General features: G+C 59.5%; 15 protein-coding genes and 1 tRNA gene. 11 read left to right on the top strand and 5 right to left on the bottom strand.

What is annotated here, in order from left to right; translation table 11 throughout:
* Positions 1-233 precede the first annotated feature (233 nt).
* From PMX72_RS09555 to PMX72_RS09545, 3 genes are read right to left on the bottom strand one after another with little or no spacing between them, the layout of a single operon-like run.
* Complete coding sequence (locus PMX72_RS09555) at positions 234-497, bottom strand: hypothetical protein (protein WP_117734502.1); 264 nt, start codon at positions 495-497, stop codon at positions 234-236.
* A 14-nt stretch (positions 498-511) separates the two neighbouring features.
* The gene (locus tag PMX72_RS09550) at positions 512-1144 is read right to left on the bottom strand and encodes a DUF1700 domain-containing protein (RefSeq protein WP_117655177.1); all 633 of its coding nucleotides are present in this window, start codon (positions 1142-1144) and stop codon (positions 512-514) included.
* On the bottom strand, positions 1131-1451 hold the full coding sequence (locus PMX72_RS09545) for a PadR family transcriptional regulator (protein ID WP_187362357.1): 321 nt from the start codon (positions 1449-1451) through the stop codon (positions 1131-1133). Before PMX72_RS09545 ends, PMX72_RS09550 begins: the two co-directional genes overlap by 14 nt.
* A 284-nt stretch (positions 1452-1735) precedes the next feature.
* Here PMX72_RS09545 and PMX72_RS09540 point away from each other — a divergent pair, with 284 nt between their 5' ends.
* Both PMX72_RS09540 and PMX72_RS09535 read left to right on the top strand, forming a co-directional pair.
* Positions 1736-2413 carry a copper homeostasis protein CutC gene (locus tag PMX72_RS09540; protein ID WP_271729801.1) on the top strand — a complete coding sequence of 226 codons (678 nt, stop codon included), beginning with the start codon at positions 1736-1738 and terminating at the stop codon, positions 2411-2413.
* Positions 2414-2416: 3 nt separating this feature from the next.
* Positions 2417-3214, top strand: coding sequence for a DUF4931 domain-containing protein (locus tag PMX72_RS09535; protein WP_271729802.1), 798 nt, complete (start codon positions 2417-2419; stop codon positions 3212-3214).
* A gap of 30 nt (positions 3215-3244) precedes the next feature.
* On the opposite strand, the gene PMX72_RS09530 is transcribed toward PMX72_RS09535, so the two are convergent.
* Positions 3245-4243, bottom strand: coding sequence for a bile acid:sodium symporter family protein (locus tag PMX72_RS09530; protein ID WP_271729803.1), 999 nt, complete (start codon positions 4241-4243; stop codon positions 3245-3247).
* Between the two features lie 275 nt (positions 4244-4518).
* Between PMX72_RS09530 and recJ the strand changes: the two genes are divergently transcribed.
* From recJ to rplT, 9 genes are all read left to right on the top strand, one after another.
* Positions 4519-7806, top strand: coding sequence for a single-stranded-DNA-specific exonuclease RecJ (gene recJ, locus PMX72_RS09525; RefSeq protein ID WP_271729804.1), 3288 nt, complete (start codon positions 4519-4521; stop codon positions 7804-7806).
* Positions 7807-7821: 15 nt separating this feature from the next.
* Positions 7822-10182: a RelA/SpoT family protein gene (locus PMX72_RS09520; protein ID WP_271729805.1), complete on the top strand. Its 2361-nt coding sequence runs from the start codon at positions 7822-7824 to the stop codon at positions 10180-10182.
* 84 nt (positions 10183-10266) lie between these two features.
* A complete protein-coding gene (locus tag PMX72_RS09515) occupies positions 10267-10950 on the top strand; it encodes an MBL fold metallo-hydrolase (protein WP_271729806.1) in 684 nt (227 codons plus the stop codon).
* Positions 10951-11144: 194 nt separating this feature from the next.
* The gene (gene fba, locus PMX72_RS09510; RefSeq protein ID WP_117862441.1) at positions 11145-12011 is read left to right on the top strand and encodes a class II fructose-1,6-bisphosphate aldolase; all 867 of its coding nucleotides are present in this window, start codon (positions 11145-11147) and stop codon (positions 12009-12011) included.
* Between the two features lie 352 nt (positions 12012-12363).
* Complete coding sequence (locus PMX72_RS09505) at positions 12364-13797, top strand: transglutaminase-like domain-containing protein (protein ID WP_271729807.1); 1434 nt, start codon at positions 12364-12366, stop codon at positions 13795-13797.
* A 39-nt stretch (positions 13798-13836) separates the two neighbouring features.
* Positions 13837-13923: transfer RNA gene (locus PMX72_RS09500), tRNA-Leu, on the top strand.
* Between the two features lie 431 nt (positions 13924-14354).
* Positions 14355-14924, top strand: a complete 570-nt coding sequence (infC, locus tag PMX72_RS09495) for a translation initiation factor IF-3 (RefSeq protein ID WP_006234423.1) — start codon at positions 14355-14357, stop codon at positions 14922-14924.
* Positions 14925-14956: 32 nt separating this feature from the next.
* On the top strand, positions 14957-15148 hold the full coding sequence (gene rpmI, locus PMX72_RS09490; RefSeq protein WP_006234422.1) for a 50S ribosomal protein L35: 192 nt from the start codon (positions 14957-14959) through the stop codon (positions 15146-15148).
* A gap of 46 nt (positions 15149-15194) precedes the next feature.
* The gene (gene rplT / locus PMX72_RS09485; protein ID WP_006234421.1) at positions 15195-15554 is read left to right on the top strand and encodes a 50S ribosomal protein L20; all 360 of its coding nucleotides are present in this window, start codon (positions 15195-15197) and stop codon (positions 15552-15554) included.
* 79 nt (positions 15555-15633) lie between these two features.
* On the opposite strand, the gene PMX72_RS09480 is transcribed toward rplT, so the two are convergent.
* Positions 15634-15940: hypothetical protein (locus tag PMX72_RS09480; protein ID WP_271746212.1), on the bottom strand; the 307-nt coding region annotated here is incomplete at its 5' end.

The raw sequence follows: 15940 nt of genomic DNA, 5'->3' as shown, positions 1-15940 counted from the left end.
TCGCAGCCCCGACCCGCGGTCACGAGCGGGGGCTCCTATCTTTTTAGTGCCCTCGGATTGGGTCATAGTGTCTGTCGTTGCCAAAACATCGACGTTGGGGGTAGTCGTTGGGGACGTTCTTGAATGACTAGTCGTTTAAGAACGTCCCCAATGACTAGGTCAAAAGGCTCCGAGTGCGGCGTGCTCACGCCCGTCGTGGTGTGCCCGAAGGGGGATGGCTGCTACGAGCTCGATCATTTGCGAGTAGAAGACGAACCAGCCGTTGCAGATCCAATATGGATCTCGCCAACCTCGGCAAGCTGCTCGATGAGTGGAAGCCCTGTCGGGTCGTCCATTTCAACACCACCCAGAATGATGGTGTCATCGCGCAGGTCGATCTGCGTGTTGAACACAGCGAGGTTAAAGCCGGAGGCCACAAATCCGATAGCAGCCAGGACGAGCCCCGTGGCAACAAGCCCACCCGCTACGGCAAGGTAAATCTTTTTTACGCTGGACATGTTTGCACTCCTTCCTATGCCGTGAGCGGCGCCGCTTCAGCGCCCATGCGGCTCTTATTGCCTCGATCTTTCCAGAAGGGCGAAACGGCTTTCTTCGCCCAAAGGGCAGAGAGGCGCGCGATCTGCTTGGACGCCGTCCAGGCGCCTGCTCCCGTGAGGAGCGCCACACCGATGGAAGCGAATCCCATTCCCATCGAGGCCAAAACGTACGGAACATGCCCGATAATGATGCCGTCCACGGCGAACAGGAGCCCTACCAGGCCCGCGCCCCCGAATGCCGCGGCCACGATCCACACGCAGAGCGCAAGAACCCAAATACAGATGTAGACTGCAGCGGCAACGGCGACGAACGCGAGCAGCAGCGGAATCCATACCGGAGAGCCCACGATGGCGAGCGCCCATAGAAGTGCCGTGCTCTTGCGCTTGGTCCTCGCGATCGCGCGCGGCACGGCGGGCAGTTCGTCGAGCGTTGCCTCGGCGACCTCACCGGGCGTGCCCATGGCGGCCACAGCCTCGGCCTCCGTCATGCCGTCCTCCATACGGTCGGCGATGGCCTCCGCGTAGAACTCCTGCGTTTCCTTTACCTGATCTGCCGGCAGGCAGGCCAGAAGCTCGCCCAGCCGGTTCAAGAACTCATCGCGCGTCATGGTGCGCCCCCTCCACGTAACGGTAGATCTCCTGCACGGATGGCCATTCGGCGAGGAACTCGGCGATACGCTCGCGCCCGGCGTCCGTGATGCGGTAGTACCTCCGCAGCCGCCCGTTGTGTTCGGCGGAGCGCGCGGTGATGCAGCCCGCCTTCTCCAGGCGCTTGAGCAACGGATAGAGCGTGGATTCCGTGAGTCCCATACTCGCGGGCACGTCCTTCACGATCTGATAGCCGTAGGATTCCTCGCCCGAGACGGCCGCGAGCACGCAGGCCTCGAGGAAGCCGCGCTTCATCTGTGCCTCCATCCGCACACCTCCTTTCGTAGTATACTGTGTAACACCTACTATATGACACATAGTATATGATGTCAACAGTTGTCGTATAGGGAGTCTGGTCTGTCTGTCCCCTGCGGGTACTCATTGGGGACGTACTTAAATGAGTGCCCATCGCTCAAGGTGGCACCTGGGGACGTTCCTTATGTGCCGGCACTTTGGGACACTCCTTGTCAAGGTTTTGTTCCATCGTGCGGGTTGCTATTTAACGTGCGACAATGCCGTGTGGAAATAGAAATGTCTTCTGGGGGCTATCTATGCTGTACGAATTTTGCGCCGAGAACTTTGAGCGAGTGCCGGCGGCCATCGAGGCTGGTGCGGGGCGCATTGAGCTGTGTGACAACCTCGCCGTCGGTGGCACCACGCCTTCCGCCGGCGTTATAAGCGCTACAGTCAGCTACGCTCACGAGCATGACGCGCGAGTGATGTGCATGATTCGTCCGCGTGGTGGCGACTTTCATTACAACCAGGACGAGCTGCGCATGATGGAGATGGACTTGGGCCTTGCTGTGAGCGCCGGTGTTGACGGCCTGGTCTTTGGCTGCTGCAAGCCCTGTGCCGGCGGCTGGGCGCTCGACGAGCTCACCCTCGGCGCTCTCGTTATGGCTGCGGGCTGCGCGACCGAGGAATGCAAGCGCGAGTCCCTTGACATCACCTTCCACATGGCGTTTGACCAGCTCTCGCCCGAGGCTCAGCTCGACGCCATTGACACGCTCGCCGACTGCGGCGTCACGCGCGTCCTAACGCACGGCGGCGCTGCCGGCACGCCGATCGAGAGCAACCTGGAGCACCTGTCACGCCTTGTCGAGTACGCGGGCGACCGCCTGACCATCCTTCCCGGCGGCGGCATCTCCACGGCCAACCGCGATACCGTGGCTGCGGCACTGGGCGTCTCCGAGCTCCATGGCACCAAGATCGTGCCGCTGGAGGTGTAACCTGTGGCACTGGTATTTGACGTTCAGCAGGCGAGCGGCAAGCCCGACGATAATCGTCGCCCTGGCACCGCGTGCCCTTTTTGCGACACGGAGGGGCTCGCCAACATCATCCAGCGCGATGGTGACTGCATTTGGCTCGAGAACAAGTTCAAGACCCTGCGCGCCACCCGTCAAACCGTGTTGATTGAATCGGCAGATCACGATGCCGACTTGGTGACCTATGCGCCAGACGAGCTGCATCATGTGATGCGGTTTGCCCTGGGCTGTTGGCAGCAGATGATCGATTCCCAACAGTACCGCAGTGTGCTCATGTACAAGAACAAAGGCCCGCTTTCGGGCGGCAGTCTCGTCCATCCACACATGCAGATTGTGGGCTTGGAACAGGAGGACGGCTATGCGGCGCTGACTTCCGCCAATTTCGAAGGCGTCAATGTCTGGCAACAGGGGAGAGTCTCGGTCAACATCTCAACCGAACCGATCATGGGGTTCTTTGAGGTCAATGTTTCAGTCCCGCAGGGAATCGCCGCCAGTGATGACACGAGAGACCAAGCCGAAGCGGACCTGTTTGCCGATGCGATTCAGGTGGCCCTGCGCTATATCCTGCACGAGCACCACGGTGGCCGCGCAGAGTCATACAACTTGTTCTTCTACCACATGGACGGCCGGACCATTGCCAAGGTGTTGCCGCGTTGGGTGGTTTCGCCCTACTTTGTCGGTTATCGTTTGGCCCAGGTCAATGCCGAGACCACGCTCGATATCGATGCAGAGCGCCTGCGTGCGCATCTGGAAACGCTCGTATAGCAAGACTATCACCTGCGTAATGCGGACAGTCTAGCGTTCCATGGCATCGCGGCCGGCCTCGACCCGCTTGCGCTGGGCGGCGCGCTCCTCGCTGGTCAGACGCTCAAAGAGATGCCCGATAAGCGAGGCGAGCACCTGCTGAAACAGCGTTCCGCACATGACGGGAAACACGACCTCGCCGGGAAAATACTGCGTGGCGATGACGGCGCCCGAAGAGATATTGCGCATGCCGCAGGTAAAGCACATGGTGGTCGTCTCGCTATACGGCAGGTGCAACGCGCGGGCGACCAGAATGCCGATGACAAAGCCGCTGATGGCGAAGGTCAAAATAAAGAGGGCGACTTCCAGGCGCACCGCATTCATGTGCAGCACGTACTCGCTCATGGCGGTGGAGTTGGACGCGATGACACCCATCATCATGAACTTGCAGGCGGGCGAAAGCGCGGGGGAGAGTTTCTCGTGTCCCCATCCGCGCGTGAACTCGTTGATCACGATGCCGAGCACGGCGGGGATGGCGATCATAAAGGCCATGTTCTGCATCATGCCCGGAACATCGATTGCAACGGTGGCACCCAGCAGGAGCTTAAGCGTGAGCGGAATCGTGACGGGCGAGATGACCGAGGACGTCAGGATGATGGTGAGCGCGAGCGGGCCGTTGCCGCCGAACATGCTGATCCACATAAAGGCGGTGACTGCCACGGGTACGCTGTACTCGAGCACGATGCCGCAGACAAGGTTTGGGTTGGAACCAAAGAACAACGATCCTGCGGCATAGGCTGCAAGGGGGATGAGCGCCGCCGAGACGAGCAATGCCGCAATCAGATGCAGCGGACGGCGGAACACCTCAGTAACCTGATGGAAAGTGTTGCTGAGCGCGCCTTGGAATGTCATAAAGGCAAACAGGGCGGGAACGATGGGCTTGAGCACGCCAATCTGTTGGGGAAAGAGCACGCCGAGCGCCACGCAAATCGGAACGATGACCTGCATGTGCCCCGCGAGAAACTTGCCCAGTCCAACCCATTGCTTCATATGCTCTTGTGACTCCCTTTGTTCGTGAATTCGTTTTGAATGGATATGCTAGACGCTCGCATGCGTCCGTGCGTCAGAAACGCTCGAATATTTCGAGGCTATTACCGCCCTCGTTTATCGAAACCGCGGCGTGCTGGACGTTGTACGTCCGTGCCGCACGGTATAATTAATCCGTTCAACAGATCTGCCTGCCGAAGCGGGCATACACAGAGGACTCATCGCTATGAACCGTGAGAGGTATCGCGGCGACCTGCCCCTATCGGGGGTGGGCGCCTATGTCATCGCTTAAGACGACGCATCGCTGGGCGGTCGCTCGGCAAAACCCCGAGCTCGAAAAGGAGCTTTCGGCTGGCCTGGGCATACCCGGGCTGGTGGCGCGCATTATGGTTGCGCACGGCATTGCATCCATCGAGGAAGGCCAGCTGTTTTTGACGCCTTCGCTCGATCGCGACTGGGCCGACCCACTCATTATTCCGGGCATGGCGGTCGTTGCCGACCGCGTCGAGCGCGCTATTCGCAACCACGAGCACATCGCGGTCTTTGGCGATTTTGACGCTGACGGCATTACGTCGACTTGTCTGTTGACCGAGGCGCTACGTTCGTTTGGCGCCAACGTCACGCCGTTTATTCCGCATCGCTTTGACGAGGGCTACGGCCTGTCGCGTGCGGCGCTCGACCGCGTCAACGAGCTCGCCCAACCCAACCTGATCGTGACCGTCGATAACGGCATTGCCGCCAAGGAGGAGGTCTCCTATCTGGAGAGCCTGGGGATCGATTTGGTGGTCACGGACCATCACGAGCCTTCCGACCAGGTGCCGCAGGGTGTGCCCCTGACCGACCCCAAGCTCGAGGACGAGGGCCCCTCGCGCGAGCTTGCCGGTGCTGGTGTGGCGCTCAAGCTGGTGCAAGTCCTGGGTGAGCGCCTGGGCAAGCCGTCGTATTGGCGTTCGCTAATCGAGGTCGCGGCGCTGGGCACCGTGTCCGACATGATGCCGCTCACGCCCGAGAACCGCGCGCTGGTTGCCGAGGGCATCCAGCAGATGCGCGTAACCGCTCGCCCAGGCTATATCGCGCTTGCCGCGCTCGCCAAGGCGGACCTTTCGAGCATTACGGCGGATGGCCTGTCATTCTCGCTCATTCCCCGCTTAAACGCTGCCGGTCGCATGGCCGATCCCAAGCTGGCGCTCGACCTGCTGCTTGCCCGCGATCCCATCGAAGCAAGCGCACTGGCGGCTGAGCTCGAGGAAATCAACCGCCAGCGCCGTGAGATCGAGGCGGAGCTCACGCGCGATGCCATGGCAAAGGTCGAGGAGACCTATGACGGCGGACGCGCAATCGTCGTGGGTGGCGAGGGCTGGCACGAGGGCGTCAAGGGCATCGTGGCAAGCCGTCTGACCAACCGCTATCACGTGCCGGCGCTGCTGTTCTCGATCGAGGACGGTATCGCGCGCGGCTCTGGTCGCTCGGTGGGCAAAGTCAACCTGTTTGACGCCGTCGAGCGCTGTTCCGACCTGCTGATTCGTCGCGGCGGACATGCCGGTGCGGTGGGTGTGACCATCGAGGCATCCAAGCTCGATGAGTTCCGCCGCCGCCTTTCCGCCGTGCTGTCCGAGCTTCCCGCCGAGGACTTTGAAGACACCGACGAGGTCGCCGCCACCGTCGACCTTTCCGAGCTGAATATCGAGACCATCGAGCAGATCTCCCGCCTTGAGCCGTTTGGCCAGGGCAACAAGGTGCCGCTGCTGGCTGCCGAGGGCGTGACGATGTGCGACCGCGCCGTGGTGGGCAAAACCGGCGAGCATATGCGCTTTGTGGCGACCGATGGCGCCGCGAGTGTGCCGGCCATTATGTTCCGCGTGCCGCAAATCGATAAGCTCATCAACTGCGATAGCGCTGTCGACTTGGTGTTCGAGGCCGTTGCCGAGCATTGGCAGGGGCGTGTGAAGCCCAAGCTCATGATCAAGGATGTTCTGGTCCGCGATACCACGCTGCCCAGCGTCGACGATCCGGCATGCGAGCTTCGTCGTGGCGTGCAGCCGGCGGATTTCGGCCTGCGCCTGGAGTCGCGTAAGCGCGAGACGCTCGCCCAGCTTTCCTATACCGAGCTCACGCGCTCGCTTATCCATAGCTTTATCGGATCGAACCAGCCGCACCGCGCGCAGGCTGAGGCGCTCGATGCCTTGGCCGACCACCAGAGTGTCTTGGCCGTTATGGGAACGGGTCGCGGCAAGTCTCTCATCTTCCATGTACATGCTGCGCGCGAGGCTGTCCTTCGCGGACGTGCGAGTATCTTTGTCTATCCGCTGCGCGCGCTTGTTGCCGACCAGGCCTATCACCTCTCGTCGACGATGGCAGCGCTTGGCATTGGCGTTGGCGTGCTGACCGGCGAGACCGTGGAGGCCGCACGCGATGATGTGTTCGCCGGCCTAGCTTCGGGCCGCACCGGTATCGTGCTCACGACGCCCGAGTTCCTATCTATCCACCGTGACCGCTTCGCGCGTTCGGGCCGCATCGGCTTTGTCGTTATCGATGAGGCGCACCACGCCGGCCTTGCCAAGGGCGGCGACCGCAGCGCCTATCTCGACATGCCCGATATCCTCAAAGCCCTGGGCGACCCGGTTGTTATGGCTGCGACGGCCACCGCGACGGCTCCGGTCGTGGCCGAGCTTGCCCGCATGCTGCCGATTACTCGCACGGTGGTCGACGAGACGGTGCGCGAGAACCTGCAGCTCGAGGACGACCGCGACCTTGCGAGCCGCGAGAACCGTTTGGTGTCGATCGTGGCGACGGGGGAGAAGACCGTCATTTACGTCAATTCGCGCGACCAATCCGTGGCGCTCGCCAAGACGTTGCGCAAGCGTGTGCCCGATTGCGCAACCCATATCGCGTTCTATAACGCGGGGCTTGCGCGCTCCGATCGCCGCCGCGTGGAGGAAGCATTCCGAGACGGAAGCCTCAGCTGCATCGTCTCGACCTCTGCCTTTGGCGAGGGCGTCAACCTTCCCGATATTCGCCATGTCGTGCTCTATCACATGCCGTTTGGCGCGATTGAGTTTAACCAGATGAGTGGCCGCGCCGGTCGCGATGGACAGCCCGCCGTGATTCACCTGCTCTATTCGTCGCGCGACGCCCGCATTAACGAGCGCCTACTCGACTGCTATGCGCCCGAGCGCGACGAGCTCGTCACGCTCTATCGCGCGCTGCAAACCATGTGGCGCTCCAACCGCGGCAAGACCGGGGACGATTCCTTTAGCGCGAGCGATATCGACATCGCGCAGATGTGCCTTGCCATCGATGCCCGCACGCCGGTCGACGAGCGCTCGGTGGAAAGTGGCCTGGGAATCTTCGAAGAGCTTGGCTTCTGCCGCGTTTCGGGGTTTGACGACACCCGTCGCATCGCGATGGCCGAAAACCCCGGCCGTGTGCAATTGAGCAGGTCAATTCGCTATTTGGAGGGCTTGCGTTCGCGCATGGAGTTCTCGGCCTTCCGGAGTTGGGCGCTCGATTCGTGCGCTTCTGATATGCTAGCCAAAGTTAACCGCCCGATCGTACCGCGGGCCTAGGGGAAGGGGACCTCGATGGATGCCGCAGCCCGTACCGCCCATGATTCCGCCCTCCAGCCGTTCTCGGAGATGGAGCACTATAAGCATGCCGATGAGCTGCCGCCCGAGATTATGGCGGACAGCTACGACAAGCTGGAGCGTCTGTGCCTCAAATATATGAATGAGGACGACTTTTCTAAGGTGGAGCAGGCCTATTGCTTTGCTGCCGAGAAGCACTGCAACCAAAAGCGCCGCTCGGGTGAGATGTACATCAACCATCCCGTCGAGGTGGCCATCATTTTGGCCGATCTCAAGATGGACTGCGATGTGGTGTGCGCCGCGCTGCTGCACGATACCGTCGAGGATACCGAGACCTCGCTTGCCGATGTTTCCGGCCTGTTTGGCGATACGGTGGCCGAGCTCGTCGATGGCGTGACCAAGCTCACCAACATCGAAGTCGACAGCATGGACGAGAAACAGGCGCTCACGCTGCGAAAGATGTTCCTCGCCATGTCCAAGGACATCCGCGTCATCATCGTTAAGCTTGCCGACCGTCTGCACAACATGCGCACCCTTGCGGCCCTGCGTGAGGACCGTCGCCTGTTTAAGGCCCGCGAGACCATGGACGTGTATGCGCCCCTGGCCGACCGTCTGGGCATGAGCTCCATTAAATGGGAACTCGAGGACCTGTCCTTCTTCTACCTTGAGCCCGACGCCTACCAGCGCATCGCACGCATGGTGGCGGAGTCGCGCGAGGTCCGTGAGCGCTATCTGGCCGAGACCATCAAGACACTCACCGACGAGCTCAACCGCATTGGCCTGGAGGACTTCCAGATCAACGGCCGTTCCAAGCACTATTGGTCCATCTACCAAAAGATGAAGCGCAAGGGCAAGGAATTTTCCGAGATCTACGACCTGGTGGCACTGCGCGTCATCACGCATTCGGTGCGCGATTGCTACTCCACGCTCGGCGCGGTGCATACGCTGTGGCACCCCATGCCTGGTCGCTTTAAAGACTATATCGCCATGCCCAAGGTCAATAACTACCAGTCGCTCCACACGACGGTTATCGGCCCCACGGCCCGCCCGCTCGAGATTCAGATTCGAACCTACGAGATGCATGAGCAGGCTGAGTACGGCATTGCCGCCCACTGGCTATATAAGAAGTCGGGCGGATCGTCTGCGTCTAAGACCAATGATGCGCAGCGTCTGGACGATCAGATTAACTGGCTCAAGCATTCACTCGATTGGGCGGCGTCTGACGAGATCACCGATGCCAAGGAATACCTGCACTCGCTGAAGGTTGACCTGTTTGACCAGGAGATTTTTGTCTTTACGCCCAAGGGTGAGGTCATGGCGCTTCGTGCCGGTTCTACGCCGCTCGACTTTGCCTACGCTGTCCATACCGAGGTCGGCAACCACTGCGTCGGCGCCAAGATCAACGGTGCGGTAGCGCCGCTCACGCACGAAATCAAGACGGGCGACCGTGTCGAGATTCTGACCAACAAGAGTTCCAAGCCGTCGCGTGATTGGCTCAAGATCGTTAAGACGCCTTCCGCCAAGTCAAAGATCCGCCGTTACTTCGCCGCCGCGACCAAGGACGACGACGCTGCTGCCGGCCGCGATATACTGGCTAAGGACCTGCGCAAGCGCGGATATGGCATCTCTACGCCACGATCCACGCGTGCGCTCAACGCCGTGGCGGAGCAGTTTAACTATAAGCAGCTCGAGGACCTGTTTGCCGCCGTTGGTGCGGGCAAAGTCGCCCCACGTGCCGTTGGCAATAAGGTCGAGCAAATCTTGGACCCCAAACCCGAGGAACAGCTCACCAAAGCCGAAGCCATTGCCGAGGTCGTCAAGCAGCCTGCCCGCGGCTCCAACCGCAAGCCGCAAAAGCGCGGCAAGAGCGCCAGCAACGGCATTATCGTCAAGGGCGAGAGCAACAGCGGCCTACTGGTCCGTCTGGCTCATTGCTGCAACCCCGTGACGGGCGACGACATCGTCGGCTTCATCACGCGCGGTCGTGGCGTTTCGGTGCATCGCGCCAACTGTCCCAACGTCAAGGGTCTTATGGAGCATCCCGAGCGCATGATCGAAGTGGAGTGGGACGGCGCTGCCGACACCCTCTTCCAGGTCGAGATCGTGGTCGAGTGCCTGGACCGCATGGGCCTGCTCAAGGATGTCACCATTGCCATTGGCGATGCGGGCGGCAATATCCTTTCTGCCGCCACGTCGACCAACCGCGAGGGTATTGCAACCCTGCGCTTTATGGTCGAGATCTCGGACGCGAGTGGTCTGGATCCGCTGCTGGCCTCCATCAGCAGCGTTGACTCGGTCTACGACGCGCGCCGCCTGATGCCCGGTGAGGGTGGAGCCCAGCTTAAGCGCCGCGTTTAGTCGCGACGAACGTGTCACATTATCGATATTCGCTACACTCGAGGCATCGTTTGATGCCTCGAGTTCTATAGAGAGGAGAGGGACATGAGTGCTGTGTCCTTGGATTTAACTCCCAAGGGAACGGTCGAGATCGAGACGCTCGTAAACGGTCCCATTCAGACCAATAGCTATGCTGTTATTTCGGACAATGAGTGCGTGATTATCGATCCCGCATGGGAAGGCGAACGCCTGGTGGAGCATATTCGAGCCGAGCATCCCGGCGTACGCGTGTTTGGCGCCGTATGCACTCATGGCCATGCCGATCATGTTGGTGGTGTTGCAGGCGTGCGAACCACCGTTGGCGAGGGCTGCCAGTATGAGCTGTGTGCTAAGGATGTGGCGGTGCCGCATGCGAACATCGAGGAACAGCGAGCTATGTGGGGCATTGAGACGCCTGACCCCGGGGAGCCGACGCACCTGCTCGCCGAGGGAGATGCTATCGAGGTGGGCGATATCTACCTGCAGGTGATCGAGACGCCAGGGCATACGCCGGGCGGGATCGTCTTGTTTGCTGCCACCGAGCAGGGGAACATTGCCTTTGTGGGCGACACCCTGTTTCCGGGTGGGCACGGCCGCACCGATCTTTCTGGAGGAGACGAGGCGGCGATTCTGCGCTCGCTCTCCAAGCTCGCCCGGCTTCTCCCGCCCGATACCGTTTGCCTAACCGGTCATGGCGATTCGACCACCATGGCACGCGAGCTCATGCAGAACCCTTTCATGCAGATTTAGCTTAATAGTCGGCTTTTGAAGCACGAGAAGCGTCCAAACGTCAAGCTATTTTTCCCCAACGGGTCGATTTCGTAGGGCAAACGGTCAAAAAAGTCTGTTTGGACGATATTCGTGAACAAACGAACGTTTATGCTCGGGTGCGCCGTGGTAAAATCTCAGGCGTTATCGGAGCAACCTTACAGGAGGTTTCTTTTATGCTCGTCAACGCAGCAGACATGCTCAAGAAGGCCGAGGCCGGCAAGTACGGTCTTGGTGCCTTCAACACCAACAACCTCGAGTGGACCCTGGCTATTCTCCAGGCCGCCGAGGAGGCCAAGTCTCCGCTGATCCTTCAGTGCACCGCTGGTGCCGCTAAGTGGATGGGCGGTTTCAAGGTCTGCGCCGACATGGTCAAGGCTGCCGTCGAGGCCACGGGCGTTACCGTTCCCGTCGCCCTTCACCTCGATCACGGCTCTTACGAGGACTGCTTCAAGTGCATCGAGGCCGGCTTCACGTCCATCATGTATGACGGCTCTCACGAGGAGACCTTCCAGCTTAACCTCGACCGCACCAAGGAGCTCGTTGAGCTTGCCCACTCCAAGGGCATGTCCATCGAGGCCGAGGTCGGCGGCATCGGCGGCACCGAGGACGGCGTGACCTCCAGCGGCGAGCTCGCTGATCCTGCTGAGTGCAAGCAGATCGCTGACCTGGGTGTCGACTTCCTCGCCTGCGGCATCGGCAACATCCACGGCGTGTACCCCTCCGACTGGGCTGGTCTTTCCTTCGAGCGTCTGGGCGAGATTAAGGCCCAGACCGGTGACCTGCCCCTCGTTCTGCACGGTGGCACCGGCATCCCCGAGGATCAGATCAAGAAGGCCATCTCCCTGGGCATCTCCAAGATCAACGTCAACACCGACCTGCAGCTCGTCTTCGCCAAGGGCGTTCGCGAGTACATCGAGGCTGGCAAGGATCAGCAGGGCAAGGGCTTCGACCCCCGCAAGCTCCTCAAGCCTGGTCGCGACAACATCGTTGCCCGCACCAAGGAGCTCATGGAGGAGTTTGGCTCCGTCAACAAGGCGTAAGCGTCGCTAAACTTCCCGCCGGAAGCCCCGTCCCCCCTACACTGTTTCCTTTGCGCTCACCTGGCTTTGCCAGAAGTCGCGCTAAGGAAACAGTTCCGGGGGACGGGGCTTCCTTTGTTTAACGCCGCAGGGTTACGAGTCTGAATTAAGATGGCTACTGGCTTCGCCAGAAGTCGCGCGACGGAATCAGCTCCGGGGAAACGGGGCCTCCTTTGTTAACTTGCTACAGGGTTACTGGTCTGATTTTAGTTATATGGTTACCGTTCAGCGGTGTTGATGGCTCCCTTGTTGGGGCTTTCTTTTTATCTCGCTACAATGGGCTTCAAGCGTTCTAGTGACTTGGAGTTTTGGTATGGCTGTTATTAATGTACTGCCTTCGGATGGGAAGGTTATTGACGAGGGTCCAGTTGGTTGCTCTGCTGATGTTCGCTGTGATGACTTTCGTCATCTCGATGTTGGACTGCCGCCCGAGATTCTTCGTCTTAAGGATGCCGGGTATTTGACGCAGGCTGTTGCTGCCTGCGATCGCCTTTTGGAGCAGAACCCCGAGCCTTCGCTGGCTGCTTGTGTTCGTGCCGAGCGGTATCGCATGCTCGAGACGCCGCTTCATTTTTCGGTGTCGCGCGATCAGGCTATTACGATGATTCGCGAGGAGTGGCCTGAGTTTTCCGAGGAGCAGTTTGACGATCTGATTGACCGTAAGCGTATTGACTGGCGCTTTATCGATGGTGAGCTGTTCGTTCTCGACAACTTCCTCGATTCGCTTCGCGTATATCCCAAAGAGGTTCCCGGCATGCGGTCCGATTCTACGGACGGAATAGCACTGCGCAACGAGATGCTCAAGGAGATGGAGTCGCAAAACGGATTGGCTCGCGTCATTACGCTTAAAGCGTCCGTGTCTGTCCCCGGCGCTCTGGAAGGGGAGGCCGTTTGCGCTTGGCTTCCCGTCGCGGCTGCCTGCCGTCAGCAGTCTCGGGTCGAGATTCTCGACATGACGCCGGAGGGTGCTGTTGCTCCCGCGAATGCTTCGGCGCGTACCGTCTCGTGGTCTTCCTCGAGCGAGCACTTATTTTCGGTGACCTATCGTTATCACATCGATGCTGCTTATTGTGATGTCTACGGTGGCACACTTCCGGTTCACCCGCGTATGGATGCGCCTCTGCCCGAGGATATTTCCGAGGACCGTCCGCACATTGCATTCACGCCGTATCTGCAGCAGCTGACGGCCCGTGTCATTGACGGGCTCGAGGATCCGCTCGATCGCGCCCGTGCTATCTATGATTACCTGACGCAGTACATCGACTATCGCTATCAGCCGCCGTACTTGCTTTTGGGATCTATTGCCGATGACTGCGCGCATTCGCTCCGCGGCGATTGCGGCGTTATGGCGCTCACGTTTATCACCATGTGCCGTATCGCGGGCGTGCCTGCCCGTTGGCAGAGCGGCCTGTATGTTGCGCCCGATTCGGTGGGGTCGCACGACTGGGCAGAGTTCTATACGCCGCAGACCGGATGGCTCAACGCCGACGTGTCATTTGGATCTTCTGCTCGCAGGATGGGGGAGGAGTGGCGCCGCCGTCACTACTTTGGCAATCTCGACCCGTGGCGTATGGTGGCCAACAATCGATTCCAGGCAGAGTTTGAGCCCTCTTTCGACGGCATGCGCGAGGACCCTTACGATAACCAGATGGGTGAGGCTTCGGTCGACGGTCGCGGATGCCGTCGGCGCGAGATGCTCCGCACGGTCGAACTCATCGAAATGCTCGAAGTTCCATTTTCGGACTAATCGGTAGAAAGCTGTGATAAACTAACTCACGCATTGCGTGCCCGAGTGGCGGAATTGGCAGACGCAGTGGACTCAAAATCCACCGTTGGCAACAACGTGCGAGTTCGAGTCTCGCCTCGGGCACCATACATGCAAGTGAGCGTTCAAGGGGGTTGCGGCCCCCTTTTTCGTGCCGAACTCGCGTGAGCGCGCGAAGCGTTAAGCAAACAGGCCTGTGGCCTGTTTGTAGCGGAGCGTGGCGAGGGCGCCACGCGCCCGAAGCCCGGGGCTTCGCGAAGCGAAGGCCCTTCGAGTCTCGCCTCGAGCACCATACATGCAAGCGAGCGTTCAAGGGGGTCAAGGTCCCTTTTTCGTGTACGTAATGTGATAACGCGCTGTACGTGTTATTATTCGCAAGGCGTTGTTCCCGCAATGCCCTAAAGAGGAACCCGAGGGTTCCCACCTTTTGGCGCCAATGAGCAGCTGACTGGTCATACAACTTAGATTCCCTTCCTCAAATCGAGGAAGTCTATGTGTACGACCTGGTTGCTGAGAAGCGCCGGGTTATTTTTTTATGAATGGAGGTAGGGAAAATAGCTAAGTCTGATGACACCCGCATCAACGACGAGATCACTGCATCTTCGTGTCGTTTGATTGGCGTCGATGGCTCTCAGCTCGGCCTGTTCGCCATCCGCGATGCCCAGCGCGTCGCCGACGATCAGGGTCTCGACCTGGTCGAGATCGCTCCCAACGCGGAGCCGCCGGTCTGCAAGGTCATGGACTACGGTAAGTTCAAGTACCAGCAGGCCATGAAGGCCAAGGCTGCTCGTAAGAACCAGTCCAAGGTCGAGGTCAAGGAAATGAAGTTCCGACCCAAGATCGACGTTGGCGACTACGAGACCAAGAAGGGCCACGTTCTGCGTTTCCTCAAGAAGGGCGCACGCGTTAAGATCACCATCATGTTCCGCGGCCGTGAGATGGCTCACCCGGAGCAGGGCCTTAACGTTCTCGAGCGTCTCGCCGAGGATCTCAAGCCTTACGCTACGGTCGAGTCCAAGCCTAAGATGGAAGGCCGTAACATGCTTATGCTGCTCGCCCCGATTAAGGGCGCCTTCGATGAGGATAAAGCGGCAAGCGATACCAAGTAACTAGTGTTCTGTAACCGATTAAGGAGTATTTCATGCCTAAGATGAAGTCCCACAGCGGCACCAAGAAGCGTTTCCGCAAGACTGGTACCGGCAAGCTTATGCGCGCCAAGGCTTTCAAGAGCCACATCCTGAGCAAGAAGTCCACCAAGCGTAAGCGTGGCTTCCGTCAGGAGACCGAGATCGCCGCTGCCGACCGCAAGGTCATCAAGTCGCGTCTCGCCTAAGTTCGCGTTCCCGTTTTTCGTTTTACCGTCTAGGAGTTGATAGAACATGGCACGTATTAAGCGCGCTGTTGCCGCCAAGAAGAAGCGCCGTACCGTTATGCACCGTGCGAAGGGTTACTATGGTGCCGCTTCGCGTACTTACAAGCATGCTAAAGAGCAGGTCCAGCACTCCCTGCAGTATCAGTATCGTGATCGCCGCAACAAGAAGCGCGAGATCCGTTCTCTCTGGATCACTCGTATCAACGCTGCTGCTCGCCTGAACGACATCTCTTACTCTCAGTTCATGCACGGCCTGAAGGTTGCCGGCATCGAGCTCGACCGCAAGGTCCTGGCTCAGATGGCTTACGAGGACATCGAGTCCTTCAACGAGCTGGCTACCATCGCCAAGAAGGCTCTCGAGGCCTAATAGATTCTCTTGAATCGCTAGGGGAGTGTCGCGTTGTGCGCGGCACTCCCTCTTTTTATCTGAAGCGCGGTTTACATTGCTAAAAGCGCGGGTAGATAAACACATATAGGTGACCGATCTCTATATATTCCTGAACCAAAGGGTCATCATCTGATATGTGCGGAAGATCCGCACCAGTCTTTCTATTACCTATAGAAAGCGATATGTTGTGTAGGACTTGTGAAGAGTGGAATTGACGACCCACAGGGCTTCGCGGTCTGGCAATATATCTCCTTGCCGCGCGGCCCGGTCGGACCGGACCAGCCGCCAGGCGTGCACCTTGAGAACCGGATACTGCGAGGATGGACACATTCAGTGTCGCATCCGGGCAGACATCGAACCATTTG

Source organism: Collinsella aerofaciens, from assembly GCF_028207065.1.
Taxonomy (GTDB): domain Bacteria; phylum Actinomycetota; class Coriobacteriia; order Coriobacteriales; family Coriobacteriaceae; genus Collinsella; species Collinsella aerofaciens_AR.
The sequence above is the reverse complement of the archived record's forward strand: the minus strand, read 5'-3'. Positions and strand labels throughout refer to the sequence as shown.

What these genes read in the sequence shown, in the direction of transcription:
- infC (WP_006234423.1), top strand. Translation starts at nt 14,355, where the DNA reads ATGGAGGTAGGGAAAATAGCTAAGTCTGATGACACCCGCATCAACGAC.
- PMX72_RS09505 (WP_271729807.1), top strand. Translation starts at nt 12,364, where the DNA reads ATGGCTGTTATTAATGTACTGCCTTCGGATGGGAAGGTTATTGACGAG.
- rpmI (WP_006234422.1), top strand. Translation starts at nt 14,957, where the DNA reads ATGCCTAAGATGAAGTCCCACAGCGGCACCAAGAAGCGTTTCCGCAAG.
- PMX72_RS09545 (WP_187362357.1), bottom strand. Translation starts at nt 1,451, where the DNA reads ATGGAGGCACAGATGAAGCGCGGCTTCCTCGAGGCCTGCGTGCTCGCG.
- fba (WP_117862441.1), top strand. Translation starts at nt 11,145, where the DNA reads ATGCTCGTCAACGCAGCAGACATGCTCAAGAAGGCCGAGGCCGGCAAG.
- PMX72_RS09515 (WP_271729806.1), top strand. Translation starts at nt 10,267, where the DNA reads ATGAGTGCTGTGTCCTTGGATTTAACTCCCAAGGGAACGGTCGAGATC.
- PMX72_RS09520 (WP_271729805.1), top strand. Translation starts at nt 7,822, where the DNA reads ATGGATGCCGCAGCCCGTACCGCCCATGATTCCGCCCTCCAGCCGTTC.
- PMX72_RS09550 (WP_117655177.1), bottom strand. Translation starts at nt 1,144, where the DNA reads ATGACGCGCGATGAGTTCTTGAACCGGCTGGGCGAGCTTCTGGCCTGC.
- recJ (WP_271729804.1), top strand. Translation starts at nt 4,519, where the DNA reads ATGTCATCGCTTAAGACGACGCATCGCTGGGCGGTCGCTCGGCAAAAC.
- rplT (WP_006234421.1), top strand. Translation starts at nt 15,195, where the DNA reads ATGGCACGTATTAAGCGCGCTGTTGCCGCCAAGAAGAAGCGCCGTACC.
- PMX72_RS09540 (WP_271729801.1), top strand. Translation starts at nt 1,736, where the DNA reads ATGCTGTACGAATTTTGCGCCGAGAACTTTGAGCGAGTGCCGGCGGCC.
- PMX72_RS09530 (WP_271729803.1), bottom strand. Translation starts at nt 4,243, where the DNA reads ATGAAGCAATGGGTTGGACTGGGCAAGTTTCTCGCGGGGCACATGCAG.
- PMX72_RS09555 (WP_117734502.1), bottom strand. Translation starts at nt 497, where the DNA reads ATGTCCAGCGTAAAAAAGATTTACCTTGCCGTAGCGGGTGGGCTTGTT.